Source organism: Enterobacter cloacae complex sp. IR5422 (assembly GCF_049238165.1).
In the GTDB taxonomy this organism is placed as follows: domain Bacteria; phylum Pseudomonadota; class Gammaproteobacteria; order Enterobacterales; family Enterobacteriaceae; genus Enterobacter; species Enterobacter roggenkampii.
The window spans coordinates 1-15,917 of the sequence record NZ_JBMKHT010000038.1 but is presented as its reverse complement, the minus strand read 5'-3'; the positions used below and the strand labels follow the sequence as shown (position 1 = coordinate 15,917).

At 53.1% G+C, this 15,917-nt stretch carries 14 protein-coding genes; 3 read left to right on the top strand and 11 right to left on the bottom strand.

The window, feature by feature from the left end; genetic code table 11:
- Positions 1-6 precede the first annotated feature (6 nt).
- The 9 genes from ACOTXT_RS16950 to ygjG all read right to left on the bottom strand — a co-directional run bounded on the left by ACOTXT_RS16950 (position 7) and on the right by ygjG (position 9,320).
- Positions 7-708: a fimbria/pilus periplasmic chaperone gene (locus ACOTXT_RS16950; RefSeq protein WP_055321597.1), complete on the bottom strand. Its 702-nt coding sequence runs from the start codon at positions 706-708 to the stop codon at positions 7-9.
- 10 nt (positions 709-718) lie between these two features.
- Positions 719-1,249, bottom strand: a complete 531-nt coding sequence (locus ACOTXT_RS16945) for a fimbrial protein (RefSeq protein ID WP_023294617.1) — start codon at positions 1,247-1,249, stop codon at positions 719-721.
- A gap of 9 nt (positions 1,250-1,258) precedes the next feature.
- A complete protein-coding gene (locus ACOTXT_RS16940; RefSeq protein WP_055321588.1) occupies positions 1,259-1,804 on the bottom strand; it encodes a fimbrial protein in 546 nt (181 codons plus the stop codon).
- Positions 1,805-1,814: 10 nt separating this feature from the next.
- Positions 1,815-2,822 (bottom strand): fimbrial protein, encoded by a 1,008-nt coding sequence (locus tag ACOTXT_RS16935; protein ID WP_008503167.1) that lies wholly within the window; start codon positions 2,820-2,822, stop codon positions 1,815-1,817.
- A complete protein-coding gene (locus ACOTXT_RS16930) occupies positions 2,823-5,450 on the bottom strand; it encodes a fimbrial biogenesis usher protein (RefSeq protein ID WP_333166086.1) in 2,628 nt (875 codons plus the stop codon). It lies immediately after the preceding gene.
- Positions 5,451-5,527: 77 nt separating this feature from the next.
- Positions 5,528-6,235: a fimbria/pilus periplasmic chaperone gene (locus ACOTXT_RS16925; protein ID WP_008503169.1), complete on the bottom strand. Its 708-nt coding sequence runs from the start codon at positions 6,233-6,235 to the stop codon at positions 5,528-5,530.
- 45 nt (positions 6,236-6,280) lie between these two features.
- Complete coding sequence (locus ACOTXT_RS16920) at positions 6,281-6,814, bottom strand: fimbrial protein (RefSeq protein ID WP_021242352.1); 534 nt, start codon at positions 6,812-6,814, stop codon at positions 6,281-6,283.
- 72 nt (positions 6,815-6,886) lie between these two features.
- Positions 6,887-7,429 (bottom strand): fimbrial protein BcfA, encoded by a 543-nt coding sequence (locus ACOTXT_RS16915; RefSeq protein ID WP_008503171.1) that lies wholly within the window; start codon positions 7,427-7,429, stop codon positions 6,887-6,889.
- Positions 7,430-7,940: 511 nt separating this feature from the next.
- Positions 7,941-9,320, bottom strand: coding sequence for a putrescine aminotransferase (gene ygjG, locus ACOTXT_RS16910; RefSeq protein WP_008503172.1), 1,380 nt, complete (start codon positions 9,318-9,320; stop codon positions 7,941-7,943).
- 436 nt (positions 9,321-9,756) lie between these two features.
- Here ygjG and ACOTXT_RS16905 point away from each other — a divergent pair, with 436 nt between their 5' ends.
- Both ACOTXT_RS16905 and ACOTXT_RS16900 read left to right on the top strand, forming a co-directional pair.
- Positions 9,757-11,277: a methyl-accepting chemotaxis protein gene (locus ACOTXT_RS16905; protein ID WP_045334536.1), complete on the top strand. Its 1,521-nt coding sequence runs from the start codon at positions 9,757-9,759 to the stop codon at positions 11,275-11,277.
- 337 nt (positions 11,278-11,614) lie between these two features.
- Positions 11,615-13,174 (top strand): methyl-accepting chemotaxis protein, encoded by a 1,560-nt coding sequence (locus ACOTXT_RS16900; RefSeq protein WP_063930294.1) that lies wholly within the window; start codon positions 11,615-11,617, stop codon positions 13,172-13,174.
- Here ACOTXT_RS16900 and ACOTXT_RS16895 read toward each other — a convergent pair.
- Complete coding sequence (locus ACOTXT_RS16895) at positions 13,171-13,665, bottom strand: PadR family transcriptional regulator (RefSeq protein ID WP_055321585.1); 495 nt, start codon at positions 13,663-13,665, stop codon at positions 13,171-13,173. The two genes, ACOTXT_RS16900 and ACOTXT_RS16895, sit on opposite strands and share 4 nt — an antisense overlap.
- A 147-nt stretch (positions 13,666-13,812) precedes the next feature.
- On the opposite strand from ACOTXT_RS16895, the gene ACOTXT_RS16890 reads away from it, so the two are divergent.
- Positions 13,813-14,577 (top strand): siderophore-interacting protein, encoded by a 765-nt coding sequence (locus ACOTXT_RS16890; RefSeq protein ID WP_008503176.1) that lies wholly within the window; start codon positions 13,813-13,815, stop codon positions 14,575-14,577.
- Here ACOTXT_RS16890 and ACOTXT_RS16885 read toward each other — a convergent pair whose 3' ends face one another.
- Positions 14,578-15,747, bottom strand: a complete 1,170-nt coding sequence (locus ACOTXT_RS16885; RefSeq protein WP_023326128.1) for a molecular chaperone DnaJ — start codon at positions 15,745-15,747, stop codon at positions 14,578-14,580.
- Positions 15,748-15,917: the final 170 nt, after the last annotated feature.

Here is a 15,917-nt window from a genome sequence, read left to right as displayed (position 1 = left end):
GGGTACTCATTTCAGATTAAGGATGTTAACCACGGGCGGCATAACCCGGCCATAGTCGTTTATGGTTTGCCAGCGTATTTCGCAGCGAGGCGCCTTCTGGCACTCGTCCATTGTTCGCTGGCTAAAAGGGGCAATGATGCCCGCGTTATCAATGGATTTGTTGTTAATACGCGTCTGGAAGAGCGTCACGTAGTAGGGGGTCGGGTTCTTCACCACGAGCTGGTTTGCTGAATATGACCAGAGGATTTCCCGATACGCGTTTTCTGGATTGCCGTTTAATCCCTCAGGGCGATAGAACACTTTGAAGCTCGAACGTACGGCCATTTGCACGTTGTCGCTGCTGGTCTTACTGGCTGGAATGGTTGAGATGCTGAGGGTGAAAAGCGTTTCACGGTCAGCAGGCAAACCCTCATCGGCACGAAAAATCCTGATGCTATTTTCGCGTCCGCCCTGTAGTGCAAAAAGCGCGGGCGTTGCAACAAGCGCCGAGGTCGCCTGTGGGGCAGAGGTTGCCCCTGGCCAGTTTCCGCCAGCATAAATTTTTGCGCTGACCAGCCAGGGAAGCGTGGATTTATTGCGCACTGAAACGGTAATGGAGTGCTGTTTTTCAGGATAGACGAAGCGTGTCCCCCCTATCACGACGCCTGCATGCGCAAAAGAGATGGACGTTAAGATGGCTAAAACAGGGATCAGGATGCGCAGTTTCATCACGGTGTCATCAGGCATAAGTCAAAATAAAGGTTGCTGCAGCATTGGCTGTTCCGGGCGATACAGCGCCTCCGTCAGCAAGATAACGGGCATAAAAATCAAGGGTGGCAGTAAGCTGGTTATTTGACAGCGTAAACAGCTGGCTTTCATCGCCCAGCGGTATAAGCGTTTTGTCCGGATTATAAATACCGATAGCCACGCCGCTGGCATAACCCGGACCGCCTGTCAGCGAAAGCAAATCTGCGTTGCCCTGATTGGGCGTGCCTTCAAAATGGGTACTGATGTTATTCAACCCTGCGCCGCAGTTTTCAAGATTGATAGCAAAATGTTCCCATGGCGTATTATTTTTCTGGTTCGTAAATTGCCCTGTGGCGACGTCGCTCATACGAACGATAAGATTTTCCGAATCAGGCGATATGATGCAGGTTTTGCTTTTTACGGTGCCTACAATATAAACGGTCCCGTCGTGCGCCATTGTACTCGCACTGCCCAGGTGCATCAGGATAATGCAGAAGAAAAATAACCGGAGAAACGGTTTCATTCATATTCCTTACTGATAAAGCAGGTCAAAATACATAACGGCAGTCGCATTTCCTGACGTCACAACGGGCAGCGTGGATTTATAGTGCAAATAAAACGTGAGCGTGTTATCCCCCGGCAGCAGCGGATAAAGCGAGGACTCCGTATTATTGATCGGTATTGGGGTGCGATTGGAATCCAGTAGCTCAACGCCGAGGCCCGTTGCCATCCTGCCAGGCGTTCCCTTTCCGTTATCAGAAAGTGCCAGCAATGTCGGGTTGTTCGCATCCACATTCCCGGTAAACCAAACTTTGGTGCCGGTAATGGCGCGGGTGCAACCTTTCAACGTGATATCAAACTTTGTATCCGGCGTTGTGGTGCCAACCGACGGGAAATCATCCGCGGTAAAGTCACCGAGTTCGACCGTCTGCTCAACGCTGCCTGTGTCGACGTTGCAGGACTCCCCCACGATGGTGCCGATAAACTGAACATTGAAACTGTCATTATCTGCTCTGGCTGTCTGTAAGGGCAACGCCAGATTTGCCAGCAGAAACAGGAGAAAATAGCGCTTTTTCATCACCCAATCCTTATGCGAAATCAACGCGTAACAAGGCCAGAGCGGTGAACACGCCCAGTTCCGGGGAATTGCCCGTTGTGCTGATAGGATATGCTTTCAGCGTCACGTTGGCCTTGCCCGCCTCATCAGTCGTAAAAGGTGCGCTACTTGAAAAGACATTCGGTTTCAGTATGTTGTCTTGCTCACTGGTAACCACGACGGCAACATCAGGATTATCCGATGCCAGCGCTTCCGGGTAGCGAGGGTCCGATGTGCCCATAACGCGCAAGGTTAATTGTGCCGGCGAGTTCACGTCAGCATTACATTCAATGGGCACATTGAAGGTTTTGGGCTGAGCGTTGTCCGGCATCTGCCCGGCGCGCGTAAAATCACCGTGATAAAGAGAACCCAGATCTACCGTTACGGTTTGCCCGGCATTAATGACGCAGTTTTGCGGCACGGTAATAACGCCACTGTAGGTAATCTGGTAGACAATATTGGTCAGGCGATCGTTATTCGTCGTGGTGACGTACACATTGAACATCAATTTTGGCGGGATAACCACGGTGCCGATAAAAGGCCTGACAATTTGTAATTTAAAGATCAGGTCATTATCGTTGACCGGGAAAACGCCGCCGGTATCCACCTCATCGTGGCCGCCCATGTGAACGTACTCAATGGGGGGATAAAACTCACCAATGGTTGCGTCATTTATTTTCATGGCGCCAATAATATAATCCGGGTCAAGCTGGAGATATTTCCATTCACCATCCGTTTTGACGACCGGAAAAGGGCTCAAATAGGAGCGATAGGTGCGTTTTTCCCACTCACCCGGTGGACAGGTGGCGTTAACCTGCACATCCTGATTTTTTTCCAGCTCTGTGGAGCCACCTTTAATGTTCTGATTGGTGTTCAGCGTGGTGGTCAAATCATAGTTAACAATCGAGATGCCACCGTTAGCATTTTTACAAATATCGGCTATTCCATAAGGTGAGAATGCCAGCCCGACCACATAAAATAAAATCATCCATAATTTCATTTATATACACTCCGTTTTCAACCGCAGCAGCGGCTGTTTACTTTCAGGTAATTGATACTTCACGCTACATTGCTTGTCTGACCCTTCACCCCACTGAATTTTCAGCGTTCCCGCCGGGCTCAGGCCAGAGAGATAGACCTCTCCGTCTTCACCCACAATCGTATCGCTGCCATTGTCATCACGTGACACCATGGCACCGAAAGGAACGGGTTTGCCCCGATGGGTTAAGGTCATTAACGCACGCGTACCAGGCCGGGCTTTGAAGGTTGCCCGCACAACCGCGCCACGGGTTGGGACCACATTGGTTACGGCATCATCGATATCCATATCGTCAGCCAGTGAGTTGATGTCCAGCGCCATGCGGTTGAGATGATACGAGGACGCGTAGGGAACCACGGCATAGCCTCTCCAGTCGGTATGAACACCCGGCTCGTTTTCGACCTTGACGTTACTCGCGCCCGGAGCGGCAATCAGCACGTTGGTATCACCCAGTGGCTGGCTAAGGGTGATGCCATTCCGGTGAGCAATGACGCCGCCGCTCAAACCGTAGTTCACCTGCTGGTAGTCGCCGTTTCCGCTGTAGTTATAGCCCACGTTCGCATTGCCATAGGCGCTATCGTATTCAAGGCTGCTGGAGCCTTGTGATTTTGTCCCCTGGCTTGAATAGCCTTCCTGAACGCTGTAGCTCAGGTTGTTATCCTCAAGCAATGTGCCGTTGATCCCGGCATTTTGCGAGGTTTCACCCTTTTTGTCGGTGCTGATGTTGTAGGTGGCATAAGCATAGTTATGCTTCTGGCTGACATCGTTTTGTGGACGCAGCCACAGGCTCAATGGCAGCGACAAATTCAGCGCGTAAATCTCGTCGCTTTTCGACATGCCCGGTGATTTGTTGTAGTTGTAGGACAGACTGTAGGACACATCTTTAATGGTTCCGCTAAAGCCTACCTGGAGTAGCGTATTTTTTTCATCGGTATGCCAGTAGGTCTGTTGGCTGCCCGTGACAAAGAGCGAACCTGCATGACCAAGCTGCTGAGAGATGTTGAACTGAACCTTTCCTCGCTTGGTGTAGTACAGATTGTAATAATCCATCCAGGGATTTTGCTGTTCGGTATCGTTGTCCTCGTGGTCACCTGTGTAGCCGCGCATTTGCTTATAGGCTGTTTCATCCAGGGAATAGAATCCCGAGGTCGAGTAACGGTAGCCCAGCAGCTGAAAGTTAGTGCCGAGGCCGTTAAGGGATTTTGCATACAGAAAACGGATCGATTGCCCTGAATGCGTGCTGTCATCCGCCAGCGTGCTCTTCGCGTGAGTCACATCCGCAGAGATAGCGCCCAGTTCACCCATATTCAGGCCGGTGCCGAATGCCAGCGAGTGGTAATTGTTGGTTATCTGCGATCCGCTATACAGCGTGAAGCCATGCGAAAGCCCCCAGATTAGAGACCCCTGAACGAAATTAACCTCATCCTGTTGATCGCTGCTGCTGCGGTATTCGGCCGCTGTTAATGCGTACTTTACGCGGCCTTCACGCTGGAGTACGGGAACGGTGGAATAAGGCACGGAATAGCTGTTGATGCTACCGTCAGATTCTTTTACCTCAACACTGAGGTCACCGCTTGAGGACGTGGGAAACAGGTCGCTAATCGCAAATGCACCCGGTGGAACATAGCTTTGATAAATGGTGTAGCCATTTTGCTTAATGGTTACCTGAGCATTGCTTTTTGCGATACCACGGATCGTGGGCGCGAAACCCTTCAGGCTATCGGGCAGCATATTGTCATCAGAGGCGATTTGCGCACCGCGAAAAGGGAGGCTGTCAAATACGTCTGATGGGGTGTAGCTGTCACCCAGCGTCAGTCTTCCTTTCAGCGGAATGACCGCGCGTTCAACATAGGTATTAATGTGCTGCCAGTTGTCGCTGCGTGAGTCATCGCTGTTGTGATAATTCCAGCTTGAGTAATCCCTTAACCGCCACGGGCCAAGGTTTAATCCGCTGTTAAGCCCGAGGAAATAGCTTTTACTGGTTGAGTTGCTCTCCCCCCGATCGCGGCTACGAGAGCCGGTGAAGTTATAATTCAGCAGGAGGGCATTAATGCCTTCATCCCATTGTTCAGGCGGAATATATCCGCGTGCGCTATTCCTCAGGGCGGCTTGCGGGATACTGATATCCAGCCGCTGATGCTCAAAATCAAAGGTGGTTGATGAGGCGGGAATGATTGACGCAATATCAATACAGCTGTCCGTCTTTTCCGCCGTCAGGGCAGGAAACGCCTGAAGGTTAACGCCCAGGTTTTCCAGCGCTTTTGCTGATAAACAGGCGGTAAGACCGGTATCATCCGCCTGCGGTTGTGCCGTCGACGCCGTATTTCTTGCCGTAAAGGTGATATCGCGAGTCGCCACAAACGCCCCGTTAAGCCAGAGATCGACACGATAAACGCCTGGTGCCTGGCCATTGGTGGAAAACCGCGACAGGTCAGCAACGGCAGAGGGATCGCTAGACAAAAATGCCGGGTTGAAAAAATATTCTGCACTTGCATCTGATGGCGATAGCAATCCTGCTATCGCCATCGCCACTGGCGTAAGGGATGTTAAAGAAAATGTGCTAAAAATCAGTGAAGTATTACGTTTCATCTCTTTTCCCTGCAGTAAATGCTAAGTACTTCCTTCCTTGAAGACAAAATGCAGGTCTGCTATTTCATTTCAGGTTGTTAATGGGAACAAATCTGCGTAGGGGTATTTGCGCCGAAATCATTCACTGTCTGGAATTTCACACTGCCGGAACCGCCGCCGGGGATATCCACCGTCAACGTGTTTTTAGGTGCGACCATTGAATTGGGAAGACGGGTTCCCCCAACAAAGAACTGCACCAACGATACGTAATACGGTGATGGATTCGTTATGATGACTTTTCCATTTTCTGTCCGACACGTCAGCGTTTTGGGCGCATCCACGGAAAGGGATGTTAATTTCTTAGGGCGAATGAATAACTTAATCACACTCTGTGTTGCTATTTGCAGCGTATTGCCCTGAAGTTTATTTTTATCGACAGACGGAATAGCCTTGCTGTTCAGATAGAAAACAGTTTCGCGATCGGCAGGAAGGTCGGGGCCGATATACATAATACGCAGCGTGTTCTCTTTCTTAGGGTGGATAACAAACAACGGTGGCGTAAGGATAAAGTCTGGTGACTTGATACCCTCAACGTTGGCTACCCATGATTGTATTAAGAACGTATTGTCTGCCGACGAATTGATCACCGGTAATGAAACCTGTTTATCCCCCTGCGGATAAATGACGCGGGTAGCCCCTAAAGCAATTCCACCTGCAGAGGCATTCGTTGCCAGACCCATTGTCAGCAGCAACGTACCAGCCATCATCAGGCGAGACAAAGACGTAGGTGATGTGTTCATTTGCATTGTTCCCTCAATTCTCATGACGAGGCACTCGGGCCTCTGAGTGTTTTACTGGTAGACGACGTTAAACCATACCTGGGCGTCGGCCGTACCAGCCTGAACGTGCGGTTGTGTGGAGCGGTATTTCGCCATAAAACGCAGAACATTGGCGCCGTTCTGCAAGGGGGCGTACCAGGGCGGGGCTGTATCCGGAATAAGTAGATGGCCGGTTGCGTCAAATATTCCCACACCAATCCCCTGCGCTGCGCCTGCGCCATAACCTGCGCGAAAAATTTGCGGGTCTTTTGCATCGGACTCGCCGCTGAACAGTACGCCCGCACGTTGACTGACGCTGGTATCGCAGTCTTCTAGCGTTATCTGAAAGGCTGTTGGTGCTGCCCAATCGCCCGTTGCGGCAAATTCGTTATTGCGTATTTGGCCCATACGCACAATCTGGTCCTGACTTTCTGCACTGACGGAACAGCCGGTGTTGACGACTTGCCCCTGAAAATGCACGCTTCCGTCGTCAATTGCCGAGGCGGGCAGTGCAACGCACAGCAATACGCTGAAAAACAGCACTGATTGCCTGGTGACCTGTCGCATAGTGACTCCGTTTCGATGGATCGGCAAAACACCCCCGAATCAGATTCCGAGGGTGTTACTGCAGCTAACGAATCAGGAGTAAACCATCTGGAATGTTGCAGTCGAGGATACGTTACCCGGCGTGGCCGCACCGGTAGCGATGTAGTCAACGCTCAGCGGGATGGTGTTCTCGCCATTGATCAGCTTCACGTTGGAGGAGGTATCACCGATATTGAGTACGTTACCATCCGGTCCGAACAGTTGCAGTGCGACGTTAGTTGCTGAGCCAGCGCCCGCTGTGTTAGCCAGTGAACCTGCCAGTGCTGCGTCTTGCTGACCGTTGAAAATCACAGCGGCGTTCTGGCTTACCGTGGTGTCACAATCTTCCAGAACGATTTTGAAATCTTCTTTCTGGTTCGCCTGCATTCCTTTTGTCGTCAATTTCACAGTACGAACCTGGCTCAGCGTTACAGTCTGATCTACGGAGTCAGCTGCGACCGAACATGCAGCATTAACAACCTGGCCAACGAAGTTAACCGTACCGCCAGAAACCGTGACGGTGTCTGCCTGTGCGTTCATCGCTACGCCACTTACCATTGCCGTTGCAATGACCATTGCTAAAACGTGCTTTTTCATACAAATCCTTTTAAATAAACATCTTTCTGTCAAATTGAAATTGAGTAAAAGCTATATGCTTTCACAGCGTGAACTTGAATAACGTTTAACAAGTTCCGTTATTTAGAATATGCATTTCGCATAATGGACGGGCTTATTGAAAAGCTCTTTTCATCATGTTTATGATGTTCCGCGGCAGGTATTCTAGGAGTCGTGAAATATTATTTCAATGTATGGTGGTATAATATGCCGTTAGTTTTTTTTAGGTATAATATTAGAATTAATTAATATTTTTGAATGATGTGAGTGGTGGTGTTTTTACCGGATTTTAACAATGGGCGCCCTGTTTGCGGTCAAATAGATAAAGGTGGTGTATGGATATCGGTTTGGTTGCAAAAAAAATCATGTAAGAGAAAAGGAACTTTATAATTTTAAAAGTATAAATGTATGTCTGAAATATAATACTATTATTTCAATTTGTAATATTTATACCAGAAAAATGAAATCCCCCTCAGTTAAGAGGGGGGATTGATCAGATCTCTTCTACGCGCACTCTGAGTGCTGCCAGCGCTTTACGTGCCGCTTTTAGCACCTGCTCACACTGCTCAATGGTCAGCGTAAGCGGCGGTTCAATACGAATGGTTTTTGCGTTATTAAGCGTTCCGGCCACCAGCACTCGCTGCCTGAACATCTCGCTCGCGAAGCTGTAGCCGATTTCGTTATCAACGAACTCAATCGCCATCAGCATCCCTTTGCCGCGCGCCTCCTGCACAAGGTCAGGGTATTCCCGGCCCAGCTGGCGGAAGCCGTCCAGCAGCATGTCGCCTTTTTGCTCCGCCTGCGCAGGCAGGTTTTGCTCCAGCAGCACGTTGATGGTCGCCAACGCCGCCGCACAGGCCAGCGGGTTACCGCCAAAGGTGGTGGTATGCAGGAACGGATTGTCGAACAGCACCGAGAAGACTTCTTCGGTGGCGACCGTCGCGCCAATCGGCATCACGCCGCCGCCGAGCGCTTTCGCCAGGCACAGAATGTCCGGCTGCACGTTTTCGTGCTCGCAGGCGAACATCTTGCCGGTACGCCCCATGCCGGTCTGGACTTCGTCGAGGATCAGCAGCGCGCCAAACTCGTCGCACAGCTGACGCACGGCAGGCAGATAGCCCTGCGGAGGGAGGATGACGCCGCCTTCACCCTGAATGGGCTCCAGGATCACCGCCGCCACGTCATCGCCGGTTTTACGGCATTCGCTCAGCACGGTGCGCATGGCGTTAATGTCGCCGAACGGCACGTGGCGGAAGCCCGGCAGCAGCGGCATAAACGGTTTGCGGAAAGTGGATTTCGCGGTCGCCGACAGTGCGCCGAGGGATTTACCGTGGAACGCGCCGCTGGTGGCGATAAAGGTGAATTTCCCGCGCGGCGACTGGTACGCTTTGGCGAGCTTAATCGCCGCTTCGACCGATTCTGTGCCGCTGTTGCTGAAGAAGCTGTATTTCAGTTTGCCGGGCGTTAAGGCCGCCAGCGTTTTCGCGAGCATGGCGCGAAGCGGGTCGAGCAGTTCCTGGCTATGGAGAGGTTGTTTCGCAAGTTGATTCTGTACGGCGGAAACCACAACTGGATTACGGTGCCCCACGTTGAAAATTCCAAAACCTCCCAGGCAATCGATAAACTCCTGTCCCTGGGTGTCGACAAGCGTGTTGAGACTTCCCGCTTGCCACTCTACGGCTCCGTAATCCCCGCCGGCGGTAACAGATTTGCGATACTCCAGAAACCCTGGATTGACGTGCTCTTTAAAGTAATCGATGACCTCACGGTTAAGTTGTTTCATCTCCTCATGATCAAGCGTTCGCTTCTCAATGAGATTCAGTGCGTGCGCGGTACAGGCAAGAGCCGAGGCGCTGGAAGGTAACCTGTTCAAAATGTGCTCCCGGGGATCGCGTATCACATGATACTGGTTTAAGTATTGCAGGGATTACGCCACTTCAGAGGCCTTAACGAAAATCGGGATAAACGCCAGGTTAAAATAATGTTGCACAATATTTAATCATGCCGATAGAAGCCAAACGGGATTTAGCGGTACGGGGCAGCAAGTATAAAGAAAGGGGGGAAGAGCATCGCTGCACTAAAGAGGTGCATACGCTGCAACTTAAGCGGGCATTAACAGGTCATGCTTTGTCGGTAATTTCTTTGCGAAAGTATTTGAAATCAATGAATTAAAATATCGTACAAAAAGTATGGTTTAAGTCAAATCTGCGATCTTCATCAAGTTTAACAACTAAAGATAAATTGTTTACCGCCGAAAAAACATTGACCCACAAAATTAACATTCAAATAACCTGCAAGGGATGCTCACGATGTCCTCTCCAACCTATGTCACCCAGAATGAATATCCTCTGGACGATGACACCACCTTAATGTCTACCACAGACGTCCACAGCTACATCACCCACGCCAACGACACCTTTGTGCAGGTGAGCGGCTATCAGCTCGATGAGCTGACGGGCCAGCCGCACAATATGGTGCGCCATCCCGATATGCCAAAAGCTGCGTTTGCCGATATGTGGTACACGCTGCAGCAGGGCGAGCCGTGGAGCGGGATTGTCAAAAACCGGCGCAAAAACGGTGACCACTACTGGGTGCGTGCTAACGCGGTGCCGATGGTGCGCCGCGGGCAGGTGACGGGCTATATGTCGATTCGCACCAGAGCCACAGCGGAAGAGATCGCCGCCGTGGAGCCGCTCTACCGGGCGCTGAACGACGGGCGCTGTAAAAAACGTATTCACAAAGGGCTGGTGGTGGGAAAGGGCTGGCTGGGTAAACTCCCGGCCATGCCGCTGCGCTGGCGCGTGCGCAGCGTGATGGCGGTGCTCTTTGCCGGACTCGCCGCCACGCTGGCCGCCACCTCCGCAGGCTGGTTACCGCTTACCGCCGCTGCGGTGGTGATGCTGATGGGAACGCTGCTGTTTGAGCAACAGATTGTCCGCCCGATAGAGAATGTGGCGCGACAGGCGCTGAAGGTCGCCACCGGCGAGCGCAACAGCGTGCAGCATCTTAACCGCAGCGATGAGCTGGGCCTGACGCTGCGCGCGGTAGGACAGCTTGGCCTGATGTGCCGCTGGTTGATCAATGACGTGTCGAGCCAGGTGGTGAGCGTCCGTGACGGCAGCGACAGGCTGGCGCAGGGGAATGACGATTTGAACGATCGGACCCGTCAGACCGTCGCGAACGTGCAGCAGACCGTCGCGACAATGAACCAGATGGCCGCGTCCGTGCAGAGTAACTCCGAGACCGCCGCCGAGGTGGACAAACTCTCCGTGGCCGCCAGCAGCGCGGCAACGAAAGGGGGCAACGCGATGCAGACCGTCGTTAAAACGATGGATGACATTGCCGACAGCACGCAGCGCATTGGCTCGATCACCTCCCTGATTAACGATATCGCGTTCCAGACCAATATTCTGGCGCTGAACGCGGCAGTTGAAGCGGCAAGGGCAGGGGAGCAGGGTAAAGGGTTTGCCGTGGTCGCGGGCGAAGTCCGTCATCTCGCCAGCCGCAGCGCCAGTGCCGCTAACGATATTCGTAAACTCATTGATGCCAGCGCCAGCAAGGTGCAGTCCGGCTCTGAGCAGGTTCACGCCGCGGGCCGTACGATGGATGATATCGTTGTGCAGGTGAAAAACGTGACCCAGCTTATCGCCCAGATCAGCCACGCGACCTCCGAGCAGGCAACCGGCTTATCAGAGCTAACCCGTGCGGTAGCTGAACTCGACAGCATCACGCAGAAAAACGCCGATCTGGTCGAGGAGAGCGCGCACATTTCGGCCATGGTGAAGCACCGCGCCGGACGCCTTAAGGATGCGGTGACCGTGCTCCATTGAGTCAGTCATGTTCCAAAAAAGCCGTTTATACCGTAGGGAATAAACGGCTTTTTATTTTTCTGATTGTGACTATTAATGGGGTTTATTGTTAATTTAATATTAAATAACTAAAGAAAGTGCGTCAGTTATTTATTCCTGCCTAAGTCAGTTCTTCAGAATGCTATTTCGAAAATACCCCGTTTGGCGGTCTGGTAACGATCGATGAAGCCATATTAATAGCCTGCACCTATGTATTGTGAGGGTTATGAAATAAAAAAACGATCAAACTCATAAAGTTAGCCAATCCGTTACCGATAACAGCGATCGTCTGAGAAATAATCACATCGATGGAGAAAATATGTTCTTTCATGACGTAAAGATCGGCACGAAATTATTTCTGGCGTTTGGGTTCTTTATTGTCCTGATGGCGATCAGCGCAAGTGTGTCTTTGCTGAGCCTGAACCGGGCAAATAATGGGATGCAGTCCATTGTTACCCATGACTATCCGACCACGGTAAAAGCGAACCAGTTAATTGATAACTTCCAGGAATTTATTAGCACTCAACAGCTGATGCTGCTGGACGAGCAGGGTACCTACACGGGGCAATCTCAGCAGCGCCTGAAAGAGATCAGCGAGCATATCACGGTGATCCTGGGCGAGCTGAACAACGCCTTGCAGGATCAACAGTCTCAGCAGGTGCTGGCGGATATCCGCAGCGTGCGCCAGCAGTACCTGGATTCACGCTACCGCATTCTGCAGGCGGTGCAGAACAACAACCGTGCGGGCGCCATACAGGAAATGATGACTACCACCCTCGCCGTACAGCAGGCTTATAAAGCGAAGGTGAAGGAGCTGATCGCCATTCAGAACAGCGAAATGCAGCGTGCGGGCACGCAGGTGGAAGGGGATTTCAGGTCTAACCGTCTGCTGCTGATCCTCCTCACGCTCTTTAGCGTTGGGGCAGGCAGCCTGATTGGCTGGTTTATCGTGCGCGCCATCACCCGCCCGCTCGGTGAGGCGGTGAATTTTGCAAAAGCCATTTCAGAGGGCGATCTCACGGGCAGCATTACGCCACACGGCAAAGACGAAACGGGCCTGCTGCTGCATGCCCTGATGGAGATGAAGACGCGTCTGCTGGACATTGTGCAGCAGGTGCAGACCGGCTCGGAGAATATCTCCAGCGCTGCCGCGCAGATTGTCGCCGGGAACCAGGATCTGGCCGCACGCACGGAAGAGCAGGCCAGCTCCGTTGAACAGACTGCCGCCTCGATGGAGCAGATCACCGCCACGGTGAAAAATACCGCCTCGCATACCGGTGAAGCGACCAACCTTTCTGCCGATGCCGCCACGGTGGTCAAAAACAACGGTGAGATGATGAAGCAGGTGACCAGCAAAATGCGCCTGATTAACGAGACCTCCAACCGGATGTCCGACATTATCGACCTGATCGACGCTATTGCGTTCCAGACCAACATTCTGGCGCTGAACGCGGCGGTGGAAGCGGCGCGCGCCGGTGAGCACGGCCGCGGCTTTGCGGTGGTGGCAGGAGAGGTGCGCCAGCTTGCCCAGAAGAGCGCGTCGTCTGCCAGCGAAATCCGCGAGCTGATTGAGAGCTCCACCAGCCAGACCCAGGACGGGATGAACCTGGTCGAAAAAGCGAGTGGGCTGATCAACGGCATGGTTGGCAACGTGGAGGAGATGGATGCGATCCTGCGCGAGATCCGTCAGGCCAGCCATGAGCAGACGGAGGGGATCTCGCAGATCAACAGCGCGATTGGCCTGATTGATGCCACTACCCAGCAAAACTCCGCGCTGGTGGAGGAATCCGTCGCGGCGGCGGCATCGCTTAACGAACAGGCGATGCGCCTGAAAGAGCTGGTACGCGTCTTCCGCGTGAGCGACCACGCACCGGCTTAATCCAGCTGGGAGATCTCCAGCGCCGCGCGGTCAATCACGCCGATAATCTGCTTAAGCTGCGCGTCGCTGAGCTCTCCCTGATTCACCTTCAGGTCTAATACCGCCTTAAAGTTATCCAGCGCCCGCTTCATCTGTGGGTTTTTGCGCAGCTGAAAGCCGACGCTGCGCGTTTTGATACGCACCTGGATCTGTTCCAGCTGTTCCCGGTTTTCGTCCAGCCAGCGTTGTCCTTCAGCGGTAATCGCAATGTGCTTACGCCCGTTCTCTTCTTCCGTAGTGGTGATAAACGCCTGATCCTGCAAATAATCCAGGGTTGGATAGATGACGCCCGGGCTCGGGGTGTAGTTCCCCTGGGTCAGGTTCTCGATCTCTTTAATCAGCTCATAGCCGTGGCTCGCGTTGCGGGTAAGGATATCCAGAATCACCAGCCGCAGATCGCCGTGGCCAAAAAAGCGCGGCCGACGTCCGCCGCCCTCGTGTTCGTGTCGCATAATATGCCCTTCATTTTGATATATCTAAACTATATCTAAGATATATTCAGATGCAATCTAAAAGATCTTGCATTTTTCCTTATCAGTAATCATTATCATTTGAAAATTGATTTAGATATATCGTATTCACCAGAAAAGGGTCTAAAAATGGCATCTACTCGTTATCCACAGCGTGTTCGTAATGACCTGCGTTTTCGCGAGCTGACGGTGCTCCGCGTTGAGCGCGCCAGCGCGGGTTTCCAGCGCATTGTTTTAGGCGGCGAGGCGCTGGAGGGCTTTAGCTCCCGCGGTTTCGACGACCATACCAAAGTCTTTTTCCCGGCACCCGGGACGACGTTTACGCCGCCGGTGGTCACCGATGAAGGCATCGACTGGGGCGACGGCGTGCGTCCGCAGGCGCGCGACTATACGCCGCTATACGATGAGGCAAATCATGAGCTGGTTCTCGATTTCTTCATTCATGACGGCGGCATTGCCAGCAGCTGGGCGGTTGAGGCGAAAGCGGGAGACAAGCTGACCATCGGCGGCCCGCGCGGTTCGCTGGTGGTGCCGGAGGATTACGCCTGGCAGCTGTACGTGTGCGATGAATCCGGCATGCCCGCGCTGCGCCGACGCTTAGAGAGCATTGCTCAACTGCCGGTTCGCCCGGACATACACGCGGTCGTGACGGTTGGGGATGAATCGTACCAGGACTATCTGGCGCACCTGAGCGCGTTCAACATCACGTGGGTGGTGGGCCACAGCGAGCAGGCAGTCGCTGACCATCTGGCGGCGCTGAGCGTTCCGGAGGACGATTACTTTATCTGGCTGACCGGGGAAGGGAAGGTGGTGAAACGCCTGAACCGTCAGTTTGAAACCGACGCGATTGACCCACAGCTGGTGCGTGCCAGCGCATACTGGCACGCCAAATAATCAGGCTGCTGAATCCAGCTGCGCTTCGCTCACCTGATGTTCGAGCGAGGCGCGGACCTCGTGCAGCGCTTTCTCCTGCTGAGCAAAGTACGCTTCCATATTGCTCAACGACGAGACCAGCAGCCAGGACTCCTCTTTCTCCAGCTCCGCCAGCTCGTTCACTAAAATGTCGATTTGCTCGCGAACCTGCGCCATTTTTTTGCGGATACGTTCCAGATCGTTCAGCCTGTCGCTTGCCATCAATGGCTCGAAGCCCTGCTGCAGGCGGGCCACCAGCGAACGAATGGCTTTCACATCGCCGCGCTGCTTCGCCTGGTTAAGCTGTACCATCATGTTGTTGGCTTCTTCTTTCAGATCGTCCGCCACCAGATCCGGGTGGCAGAGCTTGCTCGCCTGCCGCCAGAGACGCTTGAGTTCGTTCTGGTCCTCTTGTGAAAGATGCTTACCTTTGCGCAGCCGCACTTCGGCATCGTGATGCTGTTCGCGATACTTCTCGTACTCTTCGTTGGCCTCGTCGCGAGCCTGACGCGCAGGCTCCTCCTCGCGCGTTAAGCCGCTCTCCAGCTCCAGCGCTTCGGCCAGCAGGTTGGCAATCAGATTGCTTTGCTGCTCCAGATGCTTACGCGCCTCGGCGGCCTGCACGGAGTCCGCCGGGAGATCGCGCCAGCGCTGGGTCAGCGTCGCCAGCACCTCTACCGCCTGCGCCATATAGTGCTGGCAGCGACGGTAATCCTCCTCGCGACGACGCGCTTCCGCCTGCTGACGACGCAGGTTCAGCTCCGCCAGCGTTTTACGCAGGGCGAGGATCTGCTGCATCAGCGGCCCCAGGCGGGAGAAATAGAGATCGTTGAACTCATCAAGCTGCTGCACCCGCGCGTTGCGGCGGTCAATCAGATCGCGCAGACGCTCTTCCAGCGCCTTCAGCTCCAGCTTGCTGGCCGCCACCTGCGGATCGCGCCACGGCGTCACGGCGCGCTGGCCCTGCAGCCAGGCGGTAATGGCCGCCATGGCCGCGGTGTAGTTCTTCTCCTCAAGCGCCACGACGATTGCCTGTAGATCATCGTCAAACGCTTCATTTTTCAGGCGTGTCAGCTGGCTCTGGATGATGTCGTCATCTTCCAGCTCAATGGCATTTTTAATGATTTCTAGCCGTTTGATCGGTGTGCTCATGATGCCTTTCGCTTTGGCGCTTAAGTATTTGAGTTAAGGTTAGGGAAGGTGCGAATAAGTCCGAGATGTGAGATCATCGTGTTGTAACCTGAACCCAGAATGAGTAACCGGATGAGCCAGCAACTGACTTTTGCCGACAGTGAGTTTTCCAGTAAACGCCGCCAGACCCG

Excerpts from the sequence above, each read along its gene's own strand:
- ACOTXT_RS16950 (WP_055321597.1), bottom strand. The coding sequence starts at position 708 with ATGAAACTGCGCATCCTGATCCCTGTTTTAGCCATCTTAACGTCCATC.
- ACOTXT_RS16945 (WP_023294617.1), bottom strand. The coding sequence starts at position 1,249 with ATGAAACCGTTTCTCCGGTTATTTTTCTTCTGCATTATCCTGATGCAC.
- ACOTXT_RS16940 (WP_055321588.1), bottom strand. The coding sequence starts at position 1,804 with ATGAAAAAGCGCTATTTTCTCCTGTTTCTGCTGGCAAATCTGGCGTTG.
- ACOTXT_RS16935 (WP_008503167.1), bottom strand. The coding sequence starts at position 2,822 with ATGAAATTATGGATGATTTTATTTTATGTGGTCGGGCTGGCATTCTCA.
- ACOTXT_RS16930 (WP_333166086.1), bottom strand. The coding sequence starts at position 5,450 with ATGAAACGTAATACTTCACTGATTTTTAGCACATTTTCTTTAACATCC.
- ACOTXT_RS16925 (WP_008503169.1), bottom strand. The coding sequence starts at position 6,235 with ATGCAAATGAACACATCACCTACGTCTTTGTCTCGCCTGATGATGGCT.
- ACOTXT_RS16920 (WP_021242352.1), bottom strand. The coding sequence starts at position 6,814 with ATGCGACAGGTCACCAGGCAATCAGTGCTGTTTTTCAGCGTATTGCTG.
- ACOTXT_RS16915 (WP_008503171.1), bottom strand. The coding sequence starts at position 7,429 with ATGAAAAAGCACGTTTTAGCAATGGTCATTGCAACGGCAATGGTAAGT.
- ACOTXT_RS16905 (WP_045334536.1), top strand. The coding sequence starts at position 9,757 with ATGTCCTCTCCAACCTATGTCACCCAGAATGAATATCCTCTGGACGAT.
- ACOTXT_RS16900 (WP_063930294.1), top strand. The coding sequence starts at position 11,615 with ATGTTCTTTCATGACGTAAAGATCGGCACGAAATTATTTCTGGCGTTT.
- ACOTXT_RS16895 (WP_055321585.1), bottom strand. The coding sequence starts at position 13,665 with ATGCGACACGAACACGAGGGCGGCGGACGTCGGCCGCGCTTTTTTGGC.
- ACOTXT_RS16890 (WP_008503176.1), top strand. The coding sequence starts at position 13,813 with ATGGCATCTACTCGTTATCCACAGCGTGTTCGTAATGACCTGCGTTTT.
- ACOTXT_RS16885 (WP_023326128.1), bottom strand. The coding sequence starts at position 15,747 with ATGAGCACACCGATCAAACGGCTAGAAATCATTAAAAATGCCATTGAG.